We start from the raw sequence: 16,270 nt of genomic DNA on the forward strand, positions 1-16,270 counted from the left end.
CGCCGAGAGAAAATCCCGGCGGTCTTTTTATTACTTGTTTAAGTTGTAGAAAGAGTTGATACCATGGTATTGAGCAGTTTCAGCCAACTGATCTTCGATGCGAAGAAGCTGGTTGTATTTCGCAACACGGTCCGTACGAGACGGAGCACCTGTTTTGATTTGTCCTGCGTTTGTTGCCACAGCGATGTCAGCGATTGTGCTGTCTTCCGTTTCACCAGAACGGTGAGAGATAACAGCTGTGTAGCCTGCGCGTTTCGCCATTTCGATCGCATCGAATGTTTCAGTCAATGTACCGATTTGGTTTACTTTGATCAGGATAGAGTTGCCTACGCCGTTTTTAATACCTTCAGAAAGTTTTTTCGTGTTTGTAACGAAGAGGTCGTCACCAACAAGCTGAACTTTTTTGCCAAGACGCTCAGTAAGAAGCTTGTGGCCTTCCCAGTCGTTTTCGTCAAGTCCGTCTTCGATAGAGATGATTGGGTATTTAGAAACAAGCTCTTCATACCAGTCAACCATTTCAGCAGATGTTTTCACAACGCCTTCGCCAGACAGATGGTATTTGCCGTCTTCTTTGTTGTAGAACTCAGAAGATGCAGCATCCATAGCAAGTTTAACTTCTTCGCCAGGTTTGAAGCCGGCTTTTTCGATTGCTTCAACGATTGTTTGAAGCGCTTCTTCGTTAGAACCAAGGTTTGGAGCGAATCCGCCTTCGTCACCTACAGCAGTGTTTAAGCCTTTTGCGCTTAATACTGATTTCAGGCTGTGGAAGATTTGAGCGCCCATGCGAAGTGCTTCACGGAAGTTAGGAGCACCTACAGGCATGATCATGAATTCTTGAATATCCACGTTGTTATCAGCATGCTCTCCGCCGTTTACGATGTTCATCATCGGTACAGGAAGCGTTTTTGAGTTGAATCCTCCAAGGTATTGGTAAAGAGGAATCTGTAAGAAATCAGCAGCAGCACGCGCACAAGCCATAGATACGCCAAGGATTGCGTTCGCACCAAGTTTGCCTTTGTTTTCAGTACCGTCAAGCTCGATTAAAAGCTGATCGATTGCGTTTTGTTCAGTTACATCAAAGCCAAGAAGCTCTGGAGCAATGATTTCGTTTACGTTGTTAACAGCTGTTAACACGCCTTTTCCAAGGTAACGGTCTTTGTCGCCGTCACGAAGCTCAACCGCTTCGTATTCACCTGTAGAAGCTCCGCTTGGCACTAATGCGCGGCCGAAAGCTCCTGTTTCTGTATATACTTCAACTTCAACTGTTGGGTTGCCGCGGGAGTCTAATACTTCGCGTGCATAAACATCAACAATGTATGGCATGAGTTTTGTCTCTCCTTTTGATTTTCAAATTATTTTTGAATTAAAGATGTTCCTGTCATTTCTTTCGGTTTTTCAACACCAAGAAGGTCTAATAACGTTGGTGCAAGGTCGCCTAGGATTCCGCCTTCACGCAGCGTAATGCCTTCTTTCGTTACAATCACAGGGACTGGGTTTGTTGTATGCGCAGTGTGCGGTTCGCCTGATTCTGTAATCAGAATGTCAGCATTACCGTGATCAGCGGTAATGATAGCGTGTCCGCCTTTAGCAAGGATCGCGTCAACGACTTCGCCCAAGCATTCGTCCACTGCTTCAATTGCTTTAATTGTTGGTTCAACCATTCCGGAGTGGCCGACCATATCAGGGTTTGCGAAGTTAAGAATGATCGCGTCATGCTTGTCAGCTTCAATTTCTTTGACAAGCGCGTCTTTCACTTCATACGCACTCATCTCAGGCTTCAAGTCATACGTTGCAACTTTAGGCGAGTTGATGAGAATACGCTCTTCACCCGGGAATTCAGCTTCACGGCCGCCGCTCATAAAGAACGTGACGTGCGGATACTTTTCAGTTTCTGCAATTCGAAGCTGTTTTAACCCGTGCTGAGATAATACTTCTCCGACTGTGTTATCAAGATTTATCGGTTTAAACGCTACATAGCCGTCAACTGTTTCACTGAAGTGAGTCAGGCAGACGAAATACAGGTTCTTTGGATAATTCTCGCCGCGGTCGAAGTCACGGAAGTCTTTGTTTGTGAACGTGTTGGAAATCTGGATGGCGCGGTCCGGTCTGAAATTATAGAAAATCACAGAATCGCCGTCTTGGATTTTCGCAACAGGCTCACCGTTTTCTTTTGTGATGACAGATGGAATCACGAATTCATCGTAGATACCATTTGCATATGAATCATCAACAACATCCAGGGCGCTGCGGTAAGATGGGCCTTCGCCGTACGCCATTGCGCGGTACGCTTTTTCTACACGGTCCCAGCGTTTGTCGCGGTCCATAGAGTAGTAACGTCCGGAAATGCTGGCGATTTCACCTACACCGATTTCCTTGATTTGATCGTTCAACTGGTTGATGTACGTTTTCGCTGTCTGCGGACCTACATCACGGCCGTCAAGGAAGCCATGGATATAAACCTCTGTCAGCCCTTCTTTTTTCGCAAGCTTTAACAGTGCGAATAAATGATTGATATGGCTGTGCACGCCTCCGTCAGATAAAAGACCGAACAGGTGCAAGGCTTTGTTGTTTTCTTTCGCGTTGCTGATCGCGTCAAGGAATGTTTGATTGCGTTCGAACTCTCCTTCGCGAATGGCAACATTTACGCGTGTTAAGCTTTGGTACACAATACGTCCCGCACCGATATTTAAGTGACCTACTTCGGAGTTCCCCATTTGCCCTTCAGGAAGACCTACAGCCTCGCCTGAAGCAGTCAATGTTTGATGAGGATACTGGTTCCAATAGCGGTCAAAATTCGGTTTTTTCGCTAAAGCGACTGCGTTCCCTACTGTTTCGTTACGTAATCCGAACCCATCAAGAATGATGAGTGCAGCTGGTTTTTTACTCATATTGACCTTCCTCCAATAATTGAACGAATGACTGTGGCTCAAGGCTCGCGCCGCCGACCAAAGCACCGTCAATATCGGACTCTGCCATATATTCTTTAATGTTTGCAGGCTTTACGCTTCCGCCATATTGGATGCGAAGCTTGTCTGCAGCTTCTTGGCTGAAGCTTTCAGCGACGGTTTTACGGATATGCGCACACACGTCATTCGCATCTTTCGCTGTAGAAGATTTGCCTGTTCCGATTGCCCAGATTGGCTCATACGCAATAACAGAAGCAGCAACTTGTTCTTCAGAAAGACCAGCAAGGCCTTTTTTCACTTGGTCAGCAACAAGATCATTTGTTTTGCCGGCTTCACGCTCTTCAAGCGTTTCACCTACACAGATGATCGGCACAATGCCGTGTTTGAAAGCTGCGTGTGCTTTTTTGTTAACTGTTTCATCAGTTTCAGCGAACATTTCACGGCGCTCAGAGTGGCCGATGACGCAGTAGTCAACGCCAAGGTCTTTCAGAGCAACCGGGCTGATTTCGCCTGTGAACGCGCCGCTTTCTTCGAAGTGCATGTTTTGAGCGCCGACTTTTAGGTCAGTGCCTTTCACAGCAGAAGCAAGCTTTTCTAAGAAAAGCGCTGGCGCGCAAACAACAGCTTCAGCTTTGTCTGCTGCTGGAATGGAAGATTTCACTTCTTCAACGAAGCTGACAGCTTCGCCGAGTGTTTTGTTCATTTTCCAGTTACCGGCGATAATTGGTTTTCTCATCTGTTCCACTTCCTTATAGCAGTTTTGAGATTATTTATCGTTCAGTGCAGCTACCCCTGGAAGCTCTTTGCCTTCCATAAACTCAAGGGATGCGCCGCCGCCTGTTGAGATGTGGCTCATTTTGTCAGCAAGGCCGAATTTTTCAACCGCTGCCGCAGAGTCTCCTCCGCCGATGACAGAGTATGTATCTTTCGCCTCTGCCAATGCTTCCGCAACCGCTTTTGTTCCTTGAGCGAACAAGTCGATTTCGAATACGCCCATTGGTCCGTTCCACACGACAAGTTTGCTGTTTTTGATGACGTCAGCATACGTTTCGCGTGTTTTCGTACCAATGTCGATTGCTTCTAAATCACTAGGGATTTCAGAGATCGGCACAATTTTCACGTTTGCATCGTTAGAGAAATCATCTGCAACGAGTACATCTTCAGGCATGTAGAAGTTAACGCCTTTTTCTTTAGCGCGGTCCATAAATGATTTCGCAAGCTCGATTTTATCCTCTTCAAGAAGAGATTTCCCGACTTCATAGCCAAGCGCTTTTACGAAAGTATAAGCAAGACCTCCGCCGATGATCAGGTTGTCTACTTTATCAAGAAGACTTTCGATTACACCGATTTTGTCTTTTACTTTCGCTCCGCCGATGATCGCTGTGAACGGGCGGTCAGGATTGGAAACCGCTTTTCCAAGTACATCAAGCTCTTTTTCCATTAAGAAACCTGCAACTGCTGGCAGATGCTCGGCAATTCCAGCTGTAGATGCGTGAGCACGGTGGGCAGCACCGAATGCGTCATTTACATATACATCTGCTAGCTCAGCAAATGCTTTTGCAAGCTCAGGGTCATTTTTCTCTTCACCAGGATAGAAACGTACGTTTTCCAATACAAGAACGTCTCCGTCCTTCATCTCAGAAATTTGTGCTTTTACAGCATCGCCGTATGCTTCATCCGCTTTTTTCACTTCTTTGCCAAGCAGTTCGCCGAGACGTGCAGCGACAGGAGTTAAACGAAGCTCCTCAACCACTTCGCCTTTCGGGCGGCCTAAGTGGCTCGCAAGAAGGACTTTTGCGCCTTGGTCTGCAAGGTGTTTGATTGTTGGAAGCGCAGCACGGATACGTGTATCGTCTGTTACTTCCCCGTCTTTCATTGGAACGTTAAAGTCAACGCGGCAGAATACAACTTTGCCTTTTACGTCGATGTCTTTGAGAGTTTTTTTATTCATGCCTAGGAGATCCTCCTTCAAAATGGTTTGCATACAGCACGAAAAACGTGAAACCGTCTGTTCAAGCGATAACTCCGCTAGGGCAGATCGCAGTCTTTTTCGGCACAGGGCAGTTCGTCTAAAAGCCAGGGCAGCGGCCTTAGGCGAAAGCGCCGGCAAAGCTGCTTAAAACGCGGTCGTTTCTCTATCACAGAGCGTTTTCTGAAAGCCGGTCTTCATGGAAAAAGGGAAAGGGAGTCCGTCCCCTTCCCTTGTCCGCTTTCATTATAGCGCTTCTATTCGAAAGAACCAAGTCAGGTCCTTTTTCAGCTATAAATTAAAGACCTTTTTTTGCGATGTAAGCTGCAAGGTCAACAACGCGGTTAGAGTAGCCGCTTTCGTTATCGTACCAAGAGATTACTTTTACCATGCTGCCTTCCATAACCATTGTAGAAAGAGCATCGATTGTAGAAGAGTTTTTGTTTCCGTTGTAGTCGCCAGAAACTAATGGCTCTTCGCTGTAGCCAAGGATTCCTTTAAGGTCGCCTTCAGCCGCTTCTTTAAGAGCTGCGTTTACTTCTTCAGCTGTTACTTCTTGGTTCAGTTCAGCAACCAAGTCAACTAGAGAAACGTTTGGAGTTGGAACACGCATTGCTCCACCGTTCAGTTTGCCTTTTAGTTCAGGAAGAACTAGAGAAACTGCTTTAGCAGCACCAGTTGATGTTGGGATGATGTTTTCAGCTGCTGCACGCGCACGACGGTAGTCTTTGTGCGGAAGATCAAGGATTTGCTGATCGTTTGTGTAAGAGTGAACAGTTGTCATCATACCGCGTTTGATGCCGAATTTATCGTTAAGTACTTTTGCAAACGGCGCAAGGCAGTTTGTTGTGCAAGATGCGTTAGAGATAACATCGTGGTTAGCCGCATCGTATTTATCTTCGTTAACACCCATAACGATTGTGATATCTTCTTCGTTAGCAGGAGCAGAGATGATTACTTTTTTCGCGCCAGCTTCTAAGTGTTTCGCAGCGTCTGCGCGTTTTGTGAAGAAACCAGTAGATTCAACTACGATTTCAACGCCTTGTTTGCCCCAGCTAAGTTTAGCAGGATCGCGTTCTGCAGAAACTTCAATTGTTTTGCCGTTAACAACAAGGTTGTTACCGTCAACTGAAACTTCAGCGTCTAATTTTCCGTGTACAGAATCATATTGTAAAAGGTGAGCCAGCATGTTAGCATCTGTTAAATCGTTAACCGCTACTACCTCAACTTCAGGATTGTTTAATGCTGCGCGGAATACGTTACGTCCAATACGACCAAAACCGTTAATACCGACTTTTACTGCCATGATTGTTTCCTCCTTTAAATAAGTGAGAGATATTTATATTGAGGGATTATTCATCCCTTAATAACTTCTTTGCAGCTCCTTCGTCTGTGACGAGAACCGTGTTGCGTGGCTTTTTAAAGTAAGCCTCGATCGCCTCGGCTTTTGATGATCCGCCCGCTACCGCAATAATATCGGGGATGGCGTCTATGTCATCCAGCTGCATTCCGACAGAATGCACTTTGTGAACCACTTCGCCGTCCGCGTTAAAATAGTAGCCGAACGCTTCCGTCACCGCGTCGTTATCATCTATTTTCTTTAAGTCTTCTAAAGGCGTGTTTCTGCGCTGAGCCATAGTTTTAGCTTCGCCGATTCCGTGAACCAGCATACTCGCTGATTTAATGGTGTTCAGCACCTCTTTGACAGAAGGCTCTTCAATAATAGATGAATAGGCGCCTTGTGACAGCTGTCCCGGAACAAACAAAAGCCGGTAAGTGCCTGAAGCCTTCTCCGCCATATGCGCGCATATGGTGTTCGCCTGGTTTTTCACGTCTTCGCCTAAACCGCCTCTTGCAGGCACAAACAAAAGCTCGCGGTTTTTAGAATCCGGCGTCATCATTTCGGCGACAGCTTCAATTGTCGTACCGCCAGTTACAGCGACGATATTTTTGCCTGAAAATCTTTTTTTCATACATGCGACAGCCGCTCTTCCCATTTCTTTTTTGACCCATGGGGATTGATCGCTGTCTCCGGATACGATAATGGCATCCTTTAGATTTAAACGTTCTTTTAATGTCTTTTCCAAAAGAGTCAAACCTAAAACATCTTTCATCGTATCTTCCAAAACAGAAAGCAGTTCATAGCCCTCTTCTGTCAATGTCATGCCGTTTGTCTTAATATCGACCAGGTTCTGTTCCTTTAAAAACTGAACCTCGCCCCTCAGCACACGCTCACTGATTCCGAGACTGGCAGACAGGCTTCTTCGCCCGATGGGTTCTGTCAGCCTGATATACTGCAAGATTTCAAACCTCTTTTGCATAACGAGCAGAAGATCAGGCAATAATTTTTTTTGAGCTTGTATTAACTGGTTCATGACTCAAACGTTCCTTCCTTTTTTGCTGGACATTATATGTCCCGCTATGACAAAAAACGTCCCGTCATAGCCAAAAAAAATCATTTCTGCTTTCTTTAATTATTTTAACAGGGTGGAATTGTTTATTCAACTGTTAAGAGCCAATTCATCGACAATATTCGCAGAGTTTTCATGCCGCGTCGTTTTATCCAGCAATATTTTATCCTATATATCTTTATCTTATACAGAAAGCGCCAAATGGTGCATCCCAATATAAACAGCCCTTCCCGTAGAAAGGGCTGTTTCATTAAAGCGTTTTCATTTTATCCAAAGCTTTTCAATTTCCTCGAGCGATTTGTTCTTCGTTTCCGGACAGATCGTAACGACAAACAGGAAACAAAGGATGTTAATCACCGCAAAGATCCAAAATGTATAGGCGAGCCCGAAAGAATCGATCATCATTGGCACAAACTGTCCGATCGCCCAGTTTGCTCCCCATAAAAAGATGGTCGCAATGCCCGCAGCCCGCGCACGCAGATGGTTCGGGAAGATTTCAGAAATCATAATCCATGTGATCGGTCCGACCGAGACACAGAAAGCAGCGACAAAACCTAATATAAGGACGATCATCATGATCCCGCTTGTTAACTCAAAATAAAACGACGTCCCGATTAAAATCATAAAAATAGCCATAAAAGCAGAACCGATGGACATCAGTTTTTTTCGTCCGACTTTATCAATCAGCAACACCGCAATAACGGTAAAGATGACTTCTACAACACCGACGATACAAGTTGTCACAAATCCGGCGTTTTGCCCGAATCCCATCATTTTAAAGATTTCCGGCCCGTAGTAAGTAATGGCGTTCATGCCGATGACTTGGTTAAACAGCGCCAGCAGGATTCCAATGACAAGCGCCTTTCTGAGACCCGGCTTAAACAGCTGGGAGAGCGACCCCATTTGTTCTATTTTTAAAGAGTTCTCAATGTTCTTTAATTCTTCTTTTGCAACAGTTTCTCCATTAATACGTGTCAGGATCTTTAAAGCTTCATTTGTTTTGCCCGCTTTCGCCAGCCATCTCGGACTTTCCGGGACGACGAGCAGGACAAGGAAAAAGATGACGGACGGCACCATTCCGTAAGCAAGCATCCATCTCCAGCCGGTGTGCACGCCCCATTCGTATGTTCCGGACCGCTGCACAGCTAGATTAATAAAGTATGTTGCGGAAATACCCAGTATCGTAAAGAGCTGATATAACGAAGATAAACTTCCGCGTATGGCGGGCGGTGCCGCTTCTGTAATATACGTAACAGAGAGCGATGAGCCCATCCCGATTCCCAGCCCCCCGATAATCCTTGCAATGATTAAGGTGGACACGTCTTGAGAAAGTGCTGAAACGATTGCTGATATCGCAAATAACAAAGCGGCTGTCATTAAAATTTTTCTCCGGCCGAATCTGTCACTTAAAAATCCGGATATCCCGACGCCCACAACTCCTCCAATCATAATGCTTGAAATGACAAGTCCCTCCATAAACGGACTCAGGCTGTATAAATCTTTCAGAAAACCGATGGCGCCAGAAATCACTGCCGTGTCATAGCCATACAATAAGCCGCCAAGCCCCGCCGCACATGAGATCAAAATGACAAATCCCATTGAATGGCTTCTTGTTACAGGAACATTTGGTTCTAATTGAGTTGGAGTATTCTTCATTTCCCTGCCCTCCCGAATGTTGAGTAAAGCGTTTTCATTTAAACCTTCAATTGTACGTACTTATATTAAAATTTAACGAAAATTACATTTAATTAGTACGTACAAATATAGAATAATCTTGTTTGCATTTTCTGTCAATGTTTTCTTACAAAGAACGCTGTGATATACTGAAATTTGTCCGTATACATTTTGGAGGAATGGATATGTTACCAAAATACGCGCAAGTAAAAGAAGAAATCAGTTCATGGATTAATCAAGGCAAAATACTGCCCGATCAAAAAATCCCTACCGAAAACGAATTAATGCAGCAATTCGGCGTCAGCCGGCATACCATCCGCAAAGCGATCGGAGACCTCGTATCACTAGGTCTGCTGTACAGCGTGCAAGGCGGAGGCACCTTTGTCGCTTCACGCTCTGCTAAGTCAGCGCTGCATTCCAATAAAACGATCGGTGTTTTGACAACTTACATATCAGACTATATTTTCCCGAGCATCATCAGAGGAATCGAGTCCTATTTAAGCGAGCAGGGGTATTCTATGCTTTTGACAAGCACAAACAACAACCCGGACAATGAAAGAAGAGGCTTAGAAAACCTGCTGTCCCAGCATATTGACGGACTCATCGTAGAACCGACAAAAAGCGCCCTTCAAACCCCAAACATCGGCTATTATCTGAACTTGGAGAAAAACGGCATTCCTTTTGCGATGATTAACGCGTCATATGCCGAGCTTGCCGCGCCAAGTTTTACCTTGGATGATGTGAAAGGTGGGATGATGGCGGCGGAGCATTTGCTTTCTCTCGGCCACACGCATATGATGGGTATTTTTAAAGCTGATGACACACAAGGCGTGAAACGGATGAACGGATTTATACAGGCGCACCGGGAGCGTGAGTTGTTTCCTTCTCCGGATATGATCGTGACATTTACAACGGAAGAAAAAGAATCAAAACTTCTGGAGAAAGTAAAAGCCACACTGGAGAAAAACAGCAAGCACATGCCGACAGCCATTCTTTGTTATAACGATGAAATTGCGCTGAAGGTGATTGATATGCTGAGGGAGATGGATCTTAAAGTGCCGGAAGATATGTCTATCGTCGGGTATGATGATTCACATTTCGCCCAAATCTCAGAAGTGAAACTAACCTCTGTCAAACATCCGAAATCAGTGCTTGGAAAAGCAGCCGCCAAATATGTCATTGACTGCTTAGAGCATAAAAAGCCGAAGCAAGAGGATGTCATATTTGAGCCTGAGTTGATCATTCGCCAGTCCGCACGAAAACTGAATGAATAAAAAAAGCAATGTATGGGTCTCCCCGCTACATTGCTTTTTTTTATAGCTGTTATCTGTTTTTCCAAACGTCAGCGATGATTTCAAACGAACGCATTCTGTCTGCGTGTTCAAAGGTTTCTGAGTTAACCATAATTTCGTCAGCCTGTGTCGTTTTGACGAAATCTTCAAGCTTCGCCTTCACTTCTTCCGGACCTCCGACAATCGTGGAGCTCAGCTGCTCATTGACCATCGCTTTTTCATACGGGCTCCAGATTTGGTCCATATCCTCAACAGGCGGTTTAAGCTGGTTCGGCGTACCGCGGACAAGATCAAGAAACCTTTGATAATGCGAAGTCGCAAGGTGCTGCGCTTTCTCGTTTGTATCTGCCGCGATAATGGTGACACCGATCATCGCATACGGTTCGTCGAGCACGTCTGACGGCGTGAAGGAATTGCGGTACAGCTCCAAAGCGGGAACCGTATTCGCCGGTGAGAAATGGGCCGCGAACGCAAACGGAAGACCAAGTTCGCCAGCCAGACGGGCGCTGAAGCCGCTTGAGCCCAGCAGCCAAATCGGCACATCTATGCCCTCTCCCGGAATAGCGCGGACTTGATTGCGCACATTTCCCTTCGGTTTAAAGTAATTGCGCAGTTCCTCTAATTGTTCTGGAAAATCCTCCCCGCTGTTGATGTTTCTGCGGAGCGCTCTGGCTGTCAATTGGTCTGTTCCCGGCGCACGTCCAAGCCCCAGATCAATCCGCCCGGGATACAGTGTTTCCAGTGTGCCGAATTGTTCAGCAATGACTAATGAAGAGTGGTTCGGGAGCATAATGCCGCCGGAACCGACGCGGATTTTCTTCGTGCCTCCGGCAATATGGCCAATCAAAACTGCGGTGGCAGAGCTTGCAACACCTTCTATATTATGATGTTCAGCAAGCCAGTAACGGTGATAGCCCCATTCCTCTGCCCGGCGCGCCAAGTCCATGCTGTTTCGGAATGATTCTGCAATCGTTCCTCCCTGAACAACCGGAGATAAATTCAAGACAGAAAGCAAGGTATCTTTGCGTTGGTTGTTAGACATATTGTTCTCCTTTGCAAATGTGTTATCAGTAAACAGCCCAAAGCTGTCAGGTCATGATTGAAAGAACTTCTATCACACCATAACACAACTGCATTCAGGAATAAAAGAATTTGATTCGATGAAATTCGAACAATATAAAACGAACGGTTTGGAACATTATTCTGCTCCAAACAACTCCTTAGCCATCTCAATAAAGAGCTTAGCCGCCAGAGAAGCCTCCTTTAGCGACGGAACAGCAAGCTGCACATCACGGTATACCTGCGGGTCCAATTCCCGGGTCACCACATGCTCCGGCAGCGGCATCCCCGACATGGACATTTCTGATAAAATGGCCAGGCCCAGTCCTTCTCTGATCATACTGATCGAGGTGTTGATGTTATAGACCGTGAAAGCTGGGTGCAGCGTAGCGCCCGCCTGCCTGAACATATCGACAAATGGTGATTCATAGCCTCCGTCACAGACGATCATCGGTTCATGGTCAAGATCTTTCAGCGTAATGGCCGAATGACTGGCAAGCGGGTGATCGTCCCTGAGCACGACAGCCATTTTGTCTTTTTTCAAATGAATGTACTCCATCTCCTCTGTTGGATACAGAAGAATCCCGACATCTATCATCCGCGTATGAAGCCACTCCTTGACTTCATTTACAGTTCCCTCGTGCAGCACGAGCTCAAGTTTCGGATATTTTTGTTTAAATTCACTGATCAGCTTTGGTATAAAATAAGCCGAGGCAGTTGAGAATGTGCCGATATGAATCGTTCCCAGTTCAAGCCCTTTTTCCGCTGCTGCTACCTGCTCAACTTTTTCAATGCCTTTTAAGACTTCTCTAATGTGTACTAAGATCTGTTTTCCCGTATCCGTCAGCATCAGGCCATTGCGGCGGTCACGAATGATCAGCTTTACATCAAGCTCAGCTTCGATCGCAGAAATCGCATGGCTGACAGCCGGCTGTGTCATGTTCAGCGCCTGACCCGCTTTTGTAAAGCTTCCCGTTTCAGCTATTTTCACAAAAACCTTTAATTGTGTAATGGTCATAACAATTTACTTATGCTCCTTATAAAAAAGATTCATTTTATTTATCTTATGTTCTACCGTATCATATGATGGAAAAGTTCTACAAGGAGTGAATGAACAATGAAGCAGCTCTCAAAAACGCGGACAGCTCTCCTGCTCGCATTTCTCGTCATCATGTGGGGCGTCAATTGGCCGCTGTCCAAAGCCGCGCTCGCCTATTCTCCGCCATTATTGTTCGCGGGCATCCGAACACTGATCGGCGGGCTTTTATTAGTCATTGTCGCACTGCCGCGTATTCATAAATTACGCTTAAAAGAAACGTGGCCGATTTATCTTGTTTCTGCTCTTTTAAATATTACGTTATTCTACGGCCTGCAAACGATCGGGCTGAATTATCTTCCGGCCGGCCTGTTTTCTGCAATCGTCTTCTTCCAGCCTGTTCTGATGGGTGTATTTTCTTGGCTGTGGCTCGGCGAATCCATGTTTGTAATGAAAGTGATCGGCCTCATCCTCGGTTTTGCGGGAGTAGCCGTCATTAGTGCTGCGGGCTTTGGCGGGCATATTTCTGTCATTGGGGTTCTGCTGGCTCTCGGCTCCGCAGTCAGCTGGGCGCTCGGGACGGTATATATGAAAAAAACAGGCAGCCGCGTCGATTCCATCTGGATGGTCGCTCTGCAGCTGACGATCGGAAGCGTGTTTCTGCTTATATCCGGCTTTTGGACAGAAAGCTTTTCGGCGATCCAATGGACAGCTCCGTTTATCACGAGCCTGCTGTTCATCTCCGTATTCGTTATCGCGCTCGGCTGGCTTGTCTTTTTTACGCTTGTCGGTTCAGGAGAAGCAAGCAAGGTCGCATCTTATACTTTTTTGATTCCGCTCATATCAATCGTGGCCAGCTCCATTTTCCTGCATGAACCGCTCACCCTTAGCCTCTTGGCAGGGCTGCTGCTGATTGTCACGAGCATCTGTCTCGTGAATACAAAATCAAAAGCGCAGAAAGCTGCGGCGATTGGTATAAACGAGAAAGCTGCACAATAATAAAAACCCTCTTGCCGGATGCGGCAAGAGGGTTTCTTATTTACTGATGCTTGCGTCCTTTGACCAAATATGCAACTGTAATCAAAAGGTAGATCGCCGCAGTAATGCCGGTAATGACAATTGATGTTGTCATGATGACCCCGATCAGAATGGCGAGTAATGCCACAATCGCAAACCATGTCGTGTACGGGAACCATTTTACATAATAGGCCGGTGTTTCCGTTTGCTGTTTTCTCGATTTTAAATGAGCGAATCCGATGATCAGCCAAATGAATAAAACGGTATATCCCAATGATCCCATTAAATAATTAAATGTTTGGCTTCCTGCGAACAGAGAAATCAATACGCCAATATAGAGAGAAGAAGTGCACATCAGAATCGCAAACATCGGTACGTTTTTCGATGAAAGCTTCGAGAAGACCTTTGGAAGCCTTCCGTCACTTGCCTGTGTATACAAAATGCGTGATGATCCGTATAAACCTGAATTCATAGAAGAAATGATCGCCAGCAGGATGACTGCATTCATGATATGATCCGCGCCCGGAATGCCTACCATTTTAAAGACCATCACGAAAGGACTTTCCGGAACCGAATTGACTTGGTTCCATGGAATCAGGCTGACGATGATGAAAAACGGCAGCAGGTAAAACGCGACAATCCGTGTCAGTGTGCTGCGGACAGCTTTCGGGACAACCTTTTCCGGATTTTTTGTCTCTGCAAGCGTTACACCGATAATTTCTGTACCGCCGTAAGAGTAGATGACGACAAGCATCGCCGTGATCAGCCCTGTGCCGCCGTGCGGGAAAAATCCGCCGTGGTCTGTCAGGTTGGAAAATCCGGATGCTGTATGATCACCGAATGATACAAATAAGAGCAGCAATCCCAGAATAATAAAGATAATAATAACGGTAATCTTGATCATTGCCAGCCAATATTCAGTTTCGGCGAAGATTTTAACAGAAAGCAAGTTTACAATCGTGACGATAAGAGAAATTCCTAATGCCAACACCCAGATCGGGCAGCCCGGCAGCCAATATTGAATGAAAATCGCAGCTACAACAGCTTCAGCCGCAATGTTAAGCACCCACATTTTCCAGTAGATCCAGTCCAAAAAGTAAGCAGCGTAATTTCCCAATACCTGCTGGACAAGATCACGGAAGGTTCTGGCGTTACGGTTTCGAACAGCCATTTCCGCCAGCCCCTGCATAATAAACAGCAAAATAATCCCGCCGAGCAGGTATGCGATAATGACAGATGGCCCTGCCACATCGATCGCTGAGCTGCTCCCCTTAAATAAACCTGCGCCGATTGCTCCGCCCAGCGCCATCATCATAATATGGCGGGACGTCATCGTGCGTTTTAACGTTTGATTGTCGTTTTTCATCCTCTTCTACCTCTCCTTCTCGTTTTCAAAAACAAAAAAGCCCGCCGTCTCCTACCTAATCTAATAGATAAAGAGACGACGAGCCTTCGGCTGACCGCGGTACCACTCTTGTTGATTCTTCATGAAGAATCCTGCTTTTGACCTGTAACGAAGGTTAGCCGTTAAAACATAGGGAATATTCAATCTATTCCGTTCCGTCTTACCACTCCCGGGCGAGTTCAAAGAAGAATCAGGCTGCGTCGCACCACCCCGCAGCTCTCTGTTCTGATCACTTTCTTTTACTGCTCCCAATCTATGTGTTTTAGTTTTCTGAAAAACTCAAATTTTATGATCTGAATATATTAACATAATATACGTGCTTCTCTTTTAACTGTCAATAACTTCAGAGAAAAAAGAAACTGTTATTTTGTCCCTTTTCGAATGGCTTTCCAAAAGGATTCTGACTCGTTTCCTAATGCGTAAACTGAAACACCTGCTATTTTATATTGCTTTGCCAGATGGCTTTTCGTTTGAACGGTTTTTTCGTTTTCATACCACACGACATGTTTATGCTTCTTTTTGTCAACATAAGAAAACGTCATCGAGCCTGATTTTTTGTTGAATGCCGGCTTTGCTTTTTGTTTTTTGATGAGGGATTTGAGCTCATTCCATTCCCTTATTGTGCTGGTACTTCCGTCTTTTACATCCCAGTCATAGCCGTACGCAGGGATTCCCATGATGACTTTATTGGCTTTGATCTTTTTGACTGAAAACTGCAGAGAGCTTTTGATCCAGTTTGTGCTTGCCACTGACCCCGGCTCACCCCAAATGCCGTGTTCATCGTAGGTCATGACTTGTACGAAGTCGGCATATTTGCCGATTTTCGCATAATCATACGGCCAGCTCCAGTCATCATTTTTATCATCGGCGCTTTTGGCCGGAACGGATACCATTGTTTTAATATGTTTCTTATTCAAAGCCTGTGAGACATATTGAATGAAGTTCGAGTATGCAGCGCGGTCTTCTGGATTTACTGCTTCAAAATCGATATTGATTCCGTAATATGAGTGCTTTTTGGCCAGTGTAATTAACTGATCTGTGAATCGTTTTTTCGCTGTTTTATTGCTCATGACCCGACTCGCTAAATCTCCGTCAAAATCATAAATGGCATCATTATAGTTTGAAATGACAGCCCATGTCTTGATTTTTTTCTTTTTCGCATATGTCAGCTGCTTAGTTGGGGCATCGCCAATGATTTGTCCGTTTTTTTCAAACGCAAATGTATCGGTTGCGATGGCATTCATGTATGTATGATATTTCGTAAGAGAATTGTATGAAGCCGTATCCCCAGTCGTGTAGCCTACTGTCATACCGGCTGCCTTCGCTTCTCCTTTTGTATACATAAACAGAACAATCGCAATCGCCAGTGAAACCGCTATGATCAGCCATTTTTTCATCGCATTTCCTCCTGTATCAAGTCATACTCTTCTCATCGGCCAAAAAATTGGAAGTTGAAGTTTTTTCAAGCAAAAAGCCCGGCATATGCCTGCCGGGCTTCCTG

General features: G+C 45.5%; 13 protein-coding genes and 1 other annotated feature. Of the genes, 2 read left to right on the plus strand and 11 right to left on the minus strand.

Annotated elements, in window-relative coordinates; genetic code table 11:
* Positions 1-30: 30 nt before the first annotated feature.
* The 7 genes from eno to araE form a co-directional block, all read right to left on the minus strand.
* Positions 31-1,323 carry a phosphopyruvate hydratase gene (eno, locus tag MKX38_RS17280; protein WP_003228333.1) on the minus strand — a complete coding sequence of 431 codons (1,293 nt, stop codon included), beginning with the start codon at positions 1,321-1,323 and terminating at the stop codon, positions 31-33.
* Between the two features lie 29 nt (positions 1,324-1,352).
* Positions 1,353-2,888, minus strand: a complete 1,536-nt coding sequence (gene gpmI / locus MKX38_RS17285) for a 2,3-bisphosphoglycerate-independent phosphoglycerate mutase (RefSeq protein ID WP_014480918.1) — start codon at positions 2,886-2,888, stop codon at positions 1,353-1,355.
* The gene (gene tpiA / locus MKX38_RS17290; protein WP_003243394.1) at positions 2,881-3,642 is read right to left on the minus strand and encodes a triose-phosphate isomerase; all 762 of its coding nucleotides are present in this window, start codon (positions 3,640-3,642) and stop codon (positions 2,881-2,883) included. Before tpiA ends, gpmI begins: the two co-directional genes overlap by 8 nt.
* A gap of 30 nt (positions 3,643-3,672) precedes the next feature.
* Complete coding sequence (locus MKX38_RS17295) at positions 3,673-4,857, minus strand: phosphoglycerate kinase (protein ID WP_003243051.1); 1,185 nt, start codon at positions 4,855-4,857, stop codon at positions 3,673-3,675.
* A gap of 316 nt (positions 4,858-5,173) precedes the next feature.
* On the minus strand, positions 5,174-6,181 hold the full coding sequence (gene gap / locus MKX38_RS17300; RefSeq protein WP_003219957.1) for a type I glyceraldehyde-3-phosphate dehydrogenase: 1,008 nt from the start codon (positions 6,179-6,181) through the stop codon (positions 5,174-5,176).
* A gap of 46 nt (positions 6,182-6,227) precedes the next feature.
* On the minus strand, positions 6,228-7,250 hold the full coding sequence (cggR, locus tag MKX38_RS17305; protein ID WP_009968188.1) for a gapA transcriptional regulator CggR: 1,023 nt from the start codon (positions 7,248-7,250) through the stop codon (positions 6,228-6,230).
* Between the two features lie 297 nt (positions 7,251-7,547).
* Positions 7,548-8,942 carry an arabinose-proton symporter AraE gene (gene araE / locus MKX38_RS17310; protein ID WP_003243899.1) on the minus strand — a complete coding sequence of 465 codons (1,395 nt, stop codon included), beginning with the start codon at positions 8,940-8,942 and terminating at the stop codon, positions 7,548-7,550.
* 203 nt (positions 8,943-9,145) lie between these two features.
* Here araE and araR point away from each other — a divergent pair, with 203 nt between their 5' ends.
* Positions 9,146-10,234: an arabinose utilization transcriptional regulator AraR gene (gene araR, locus MKX38_RS17315; RefSeq protein ID WP_033883444.1), complete on the plus strand. Its 1,089-nt coding sequence runs from the start codon at positions 9,146-9,148 to the stop codon at positions 10,232-10,234.
* Between the two features lie 49 nt (positions 10,235-10,283).
* On the opposite strand, the gene MKX38_RS17320 is transcribed toward araR, so the two are convergent.
* Entirely contained in the window at positions 10,284-11,294 is a 1,011-nt protein-coding gene (locus MKX38_RS17320; RefSeq protein ID WP_339187830.1) for an LLM class flavin-dependent oxidoreductase, read from the minus strand.
* Between the two features lie 156 nt (positions 11,295-11,450).
* Positions 11,451-12,329, minus strand: coding sequence for a LysR family transcriptional regulator (locus MKX38_RS17325; protein WP_326131742.1), 879 nt, complete (start codon positions 12,327-12,329; stop codon positions 11,451-11,453).
* Positions 12,330-12,428: 99 nt separating this feature from the next.
* On the opposite strand from MKX38_RS17325, the gene MKX38_RS17330 reads away from it, so the two are divergent.
* Positions 12,429-13,346, plus strand: a complete 918-nt coding sequence (locus MKX38_RS17330; RefSeq protein WP_003228315.1) for a DMT family transporter — start codon at positions 12,429-12,431, stop codon at positions 13,344-13,346.
* A gap of 40 nt (positions 13,347-13,386) precedes the next feature.
* Here MKX38_RS17330 and MKX38_RS17335 read toward each other — a convergent pair whose 3' ends face one another.
* Entirely contained in the window at positions 13,387-14,730 is a 1,344-nt protein-coding gene (locus MKX38_RS17335) for an amino acid permease (RefSeq protein WP_003228313.1), read from the minus strand.
* Positions 14,731-14,798: 68 nt separating this feature from the next.
* Positions 14,799-15,034, minus strand: a binding site (T-box leader).
* A gap of 97 nt (positions 15,035-15,131) precedes the next feature.
* Positions 15,132-16,166 carry a glycoside hydrolase family 18 protein gene (locus MKX38_RS17340; protein ID WP_003228311.1) on the minus strand — a complete coding sequence of 345 codons (1,035 nt, stop codon included), beginning with the start codon at positions 16,164-16,166 and terminating at the stop codon, positions 15,132-15,134.
* Positions 16,167-16,270: the final 104 nt, after the last annotated feature.

The sequence above is a fragment of the Bacillus sp. FSL M8-0025 genome, assembly GCF_037975475.1.
In the GTDB taxonomy this organism is placed as follows: domain Bacteria; phylum Bacillota; class Bacilli; order Bacillales; family Bacillaceae; genus Bacillus; species Bacillus subtilis.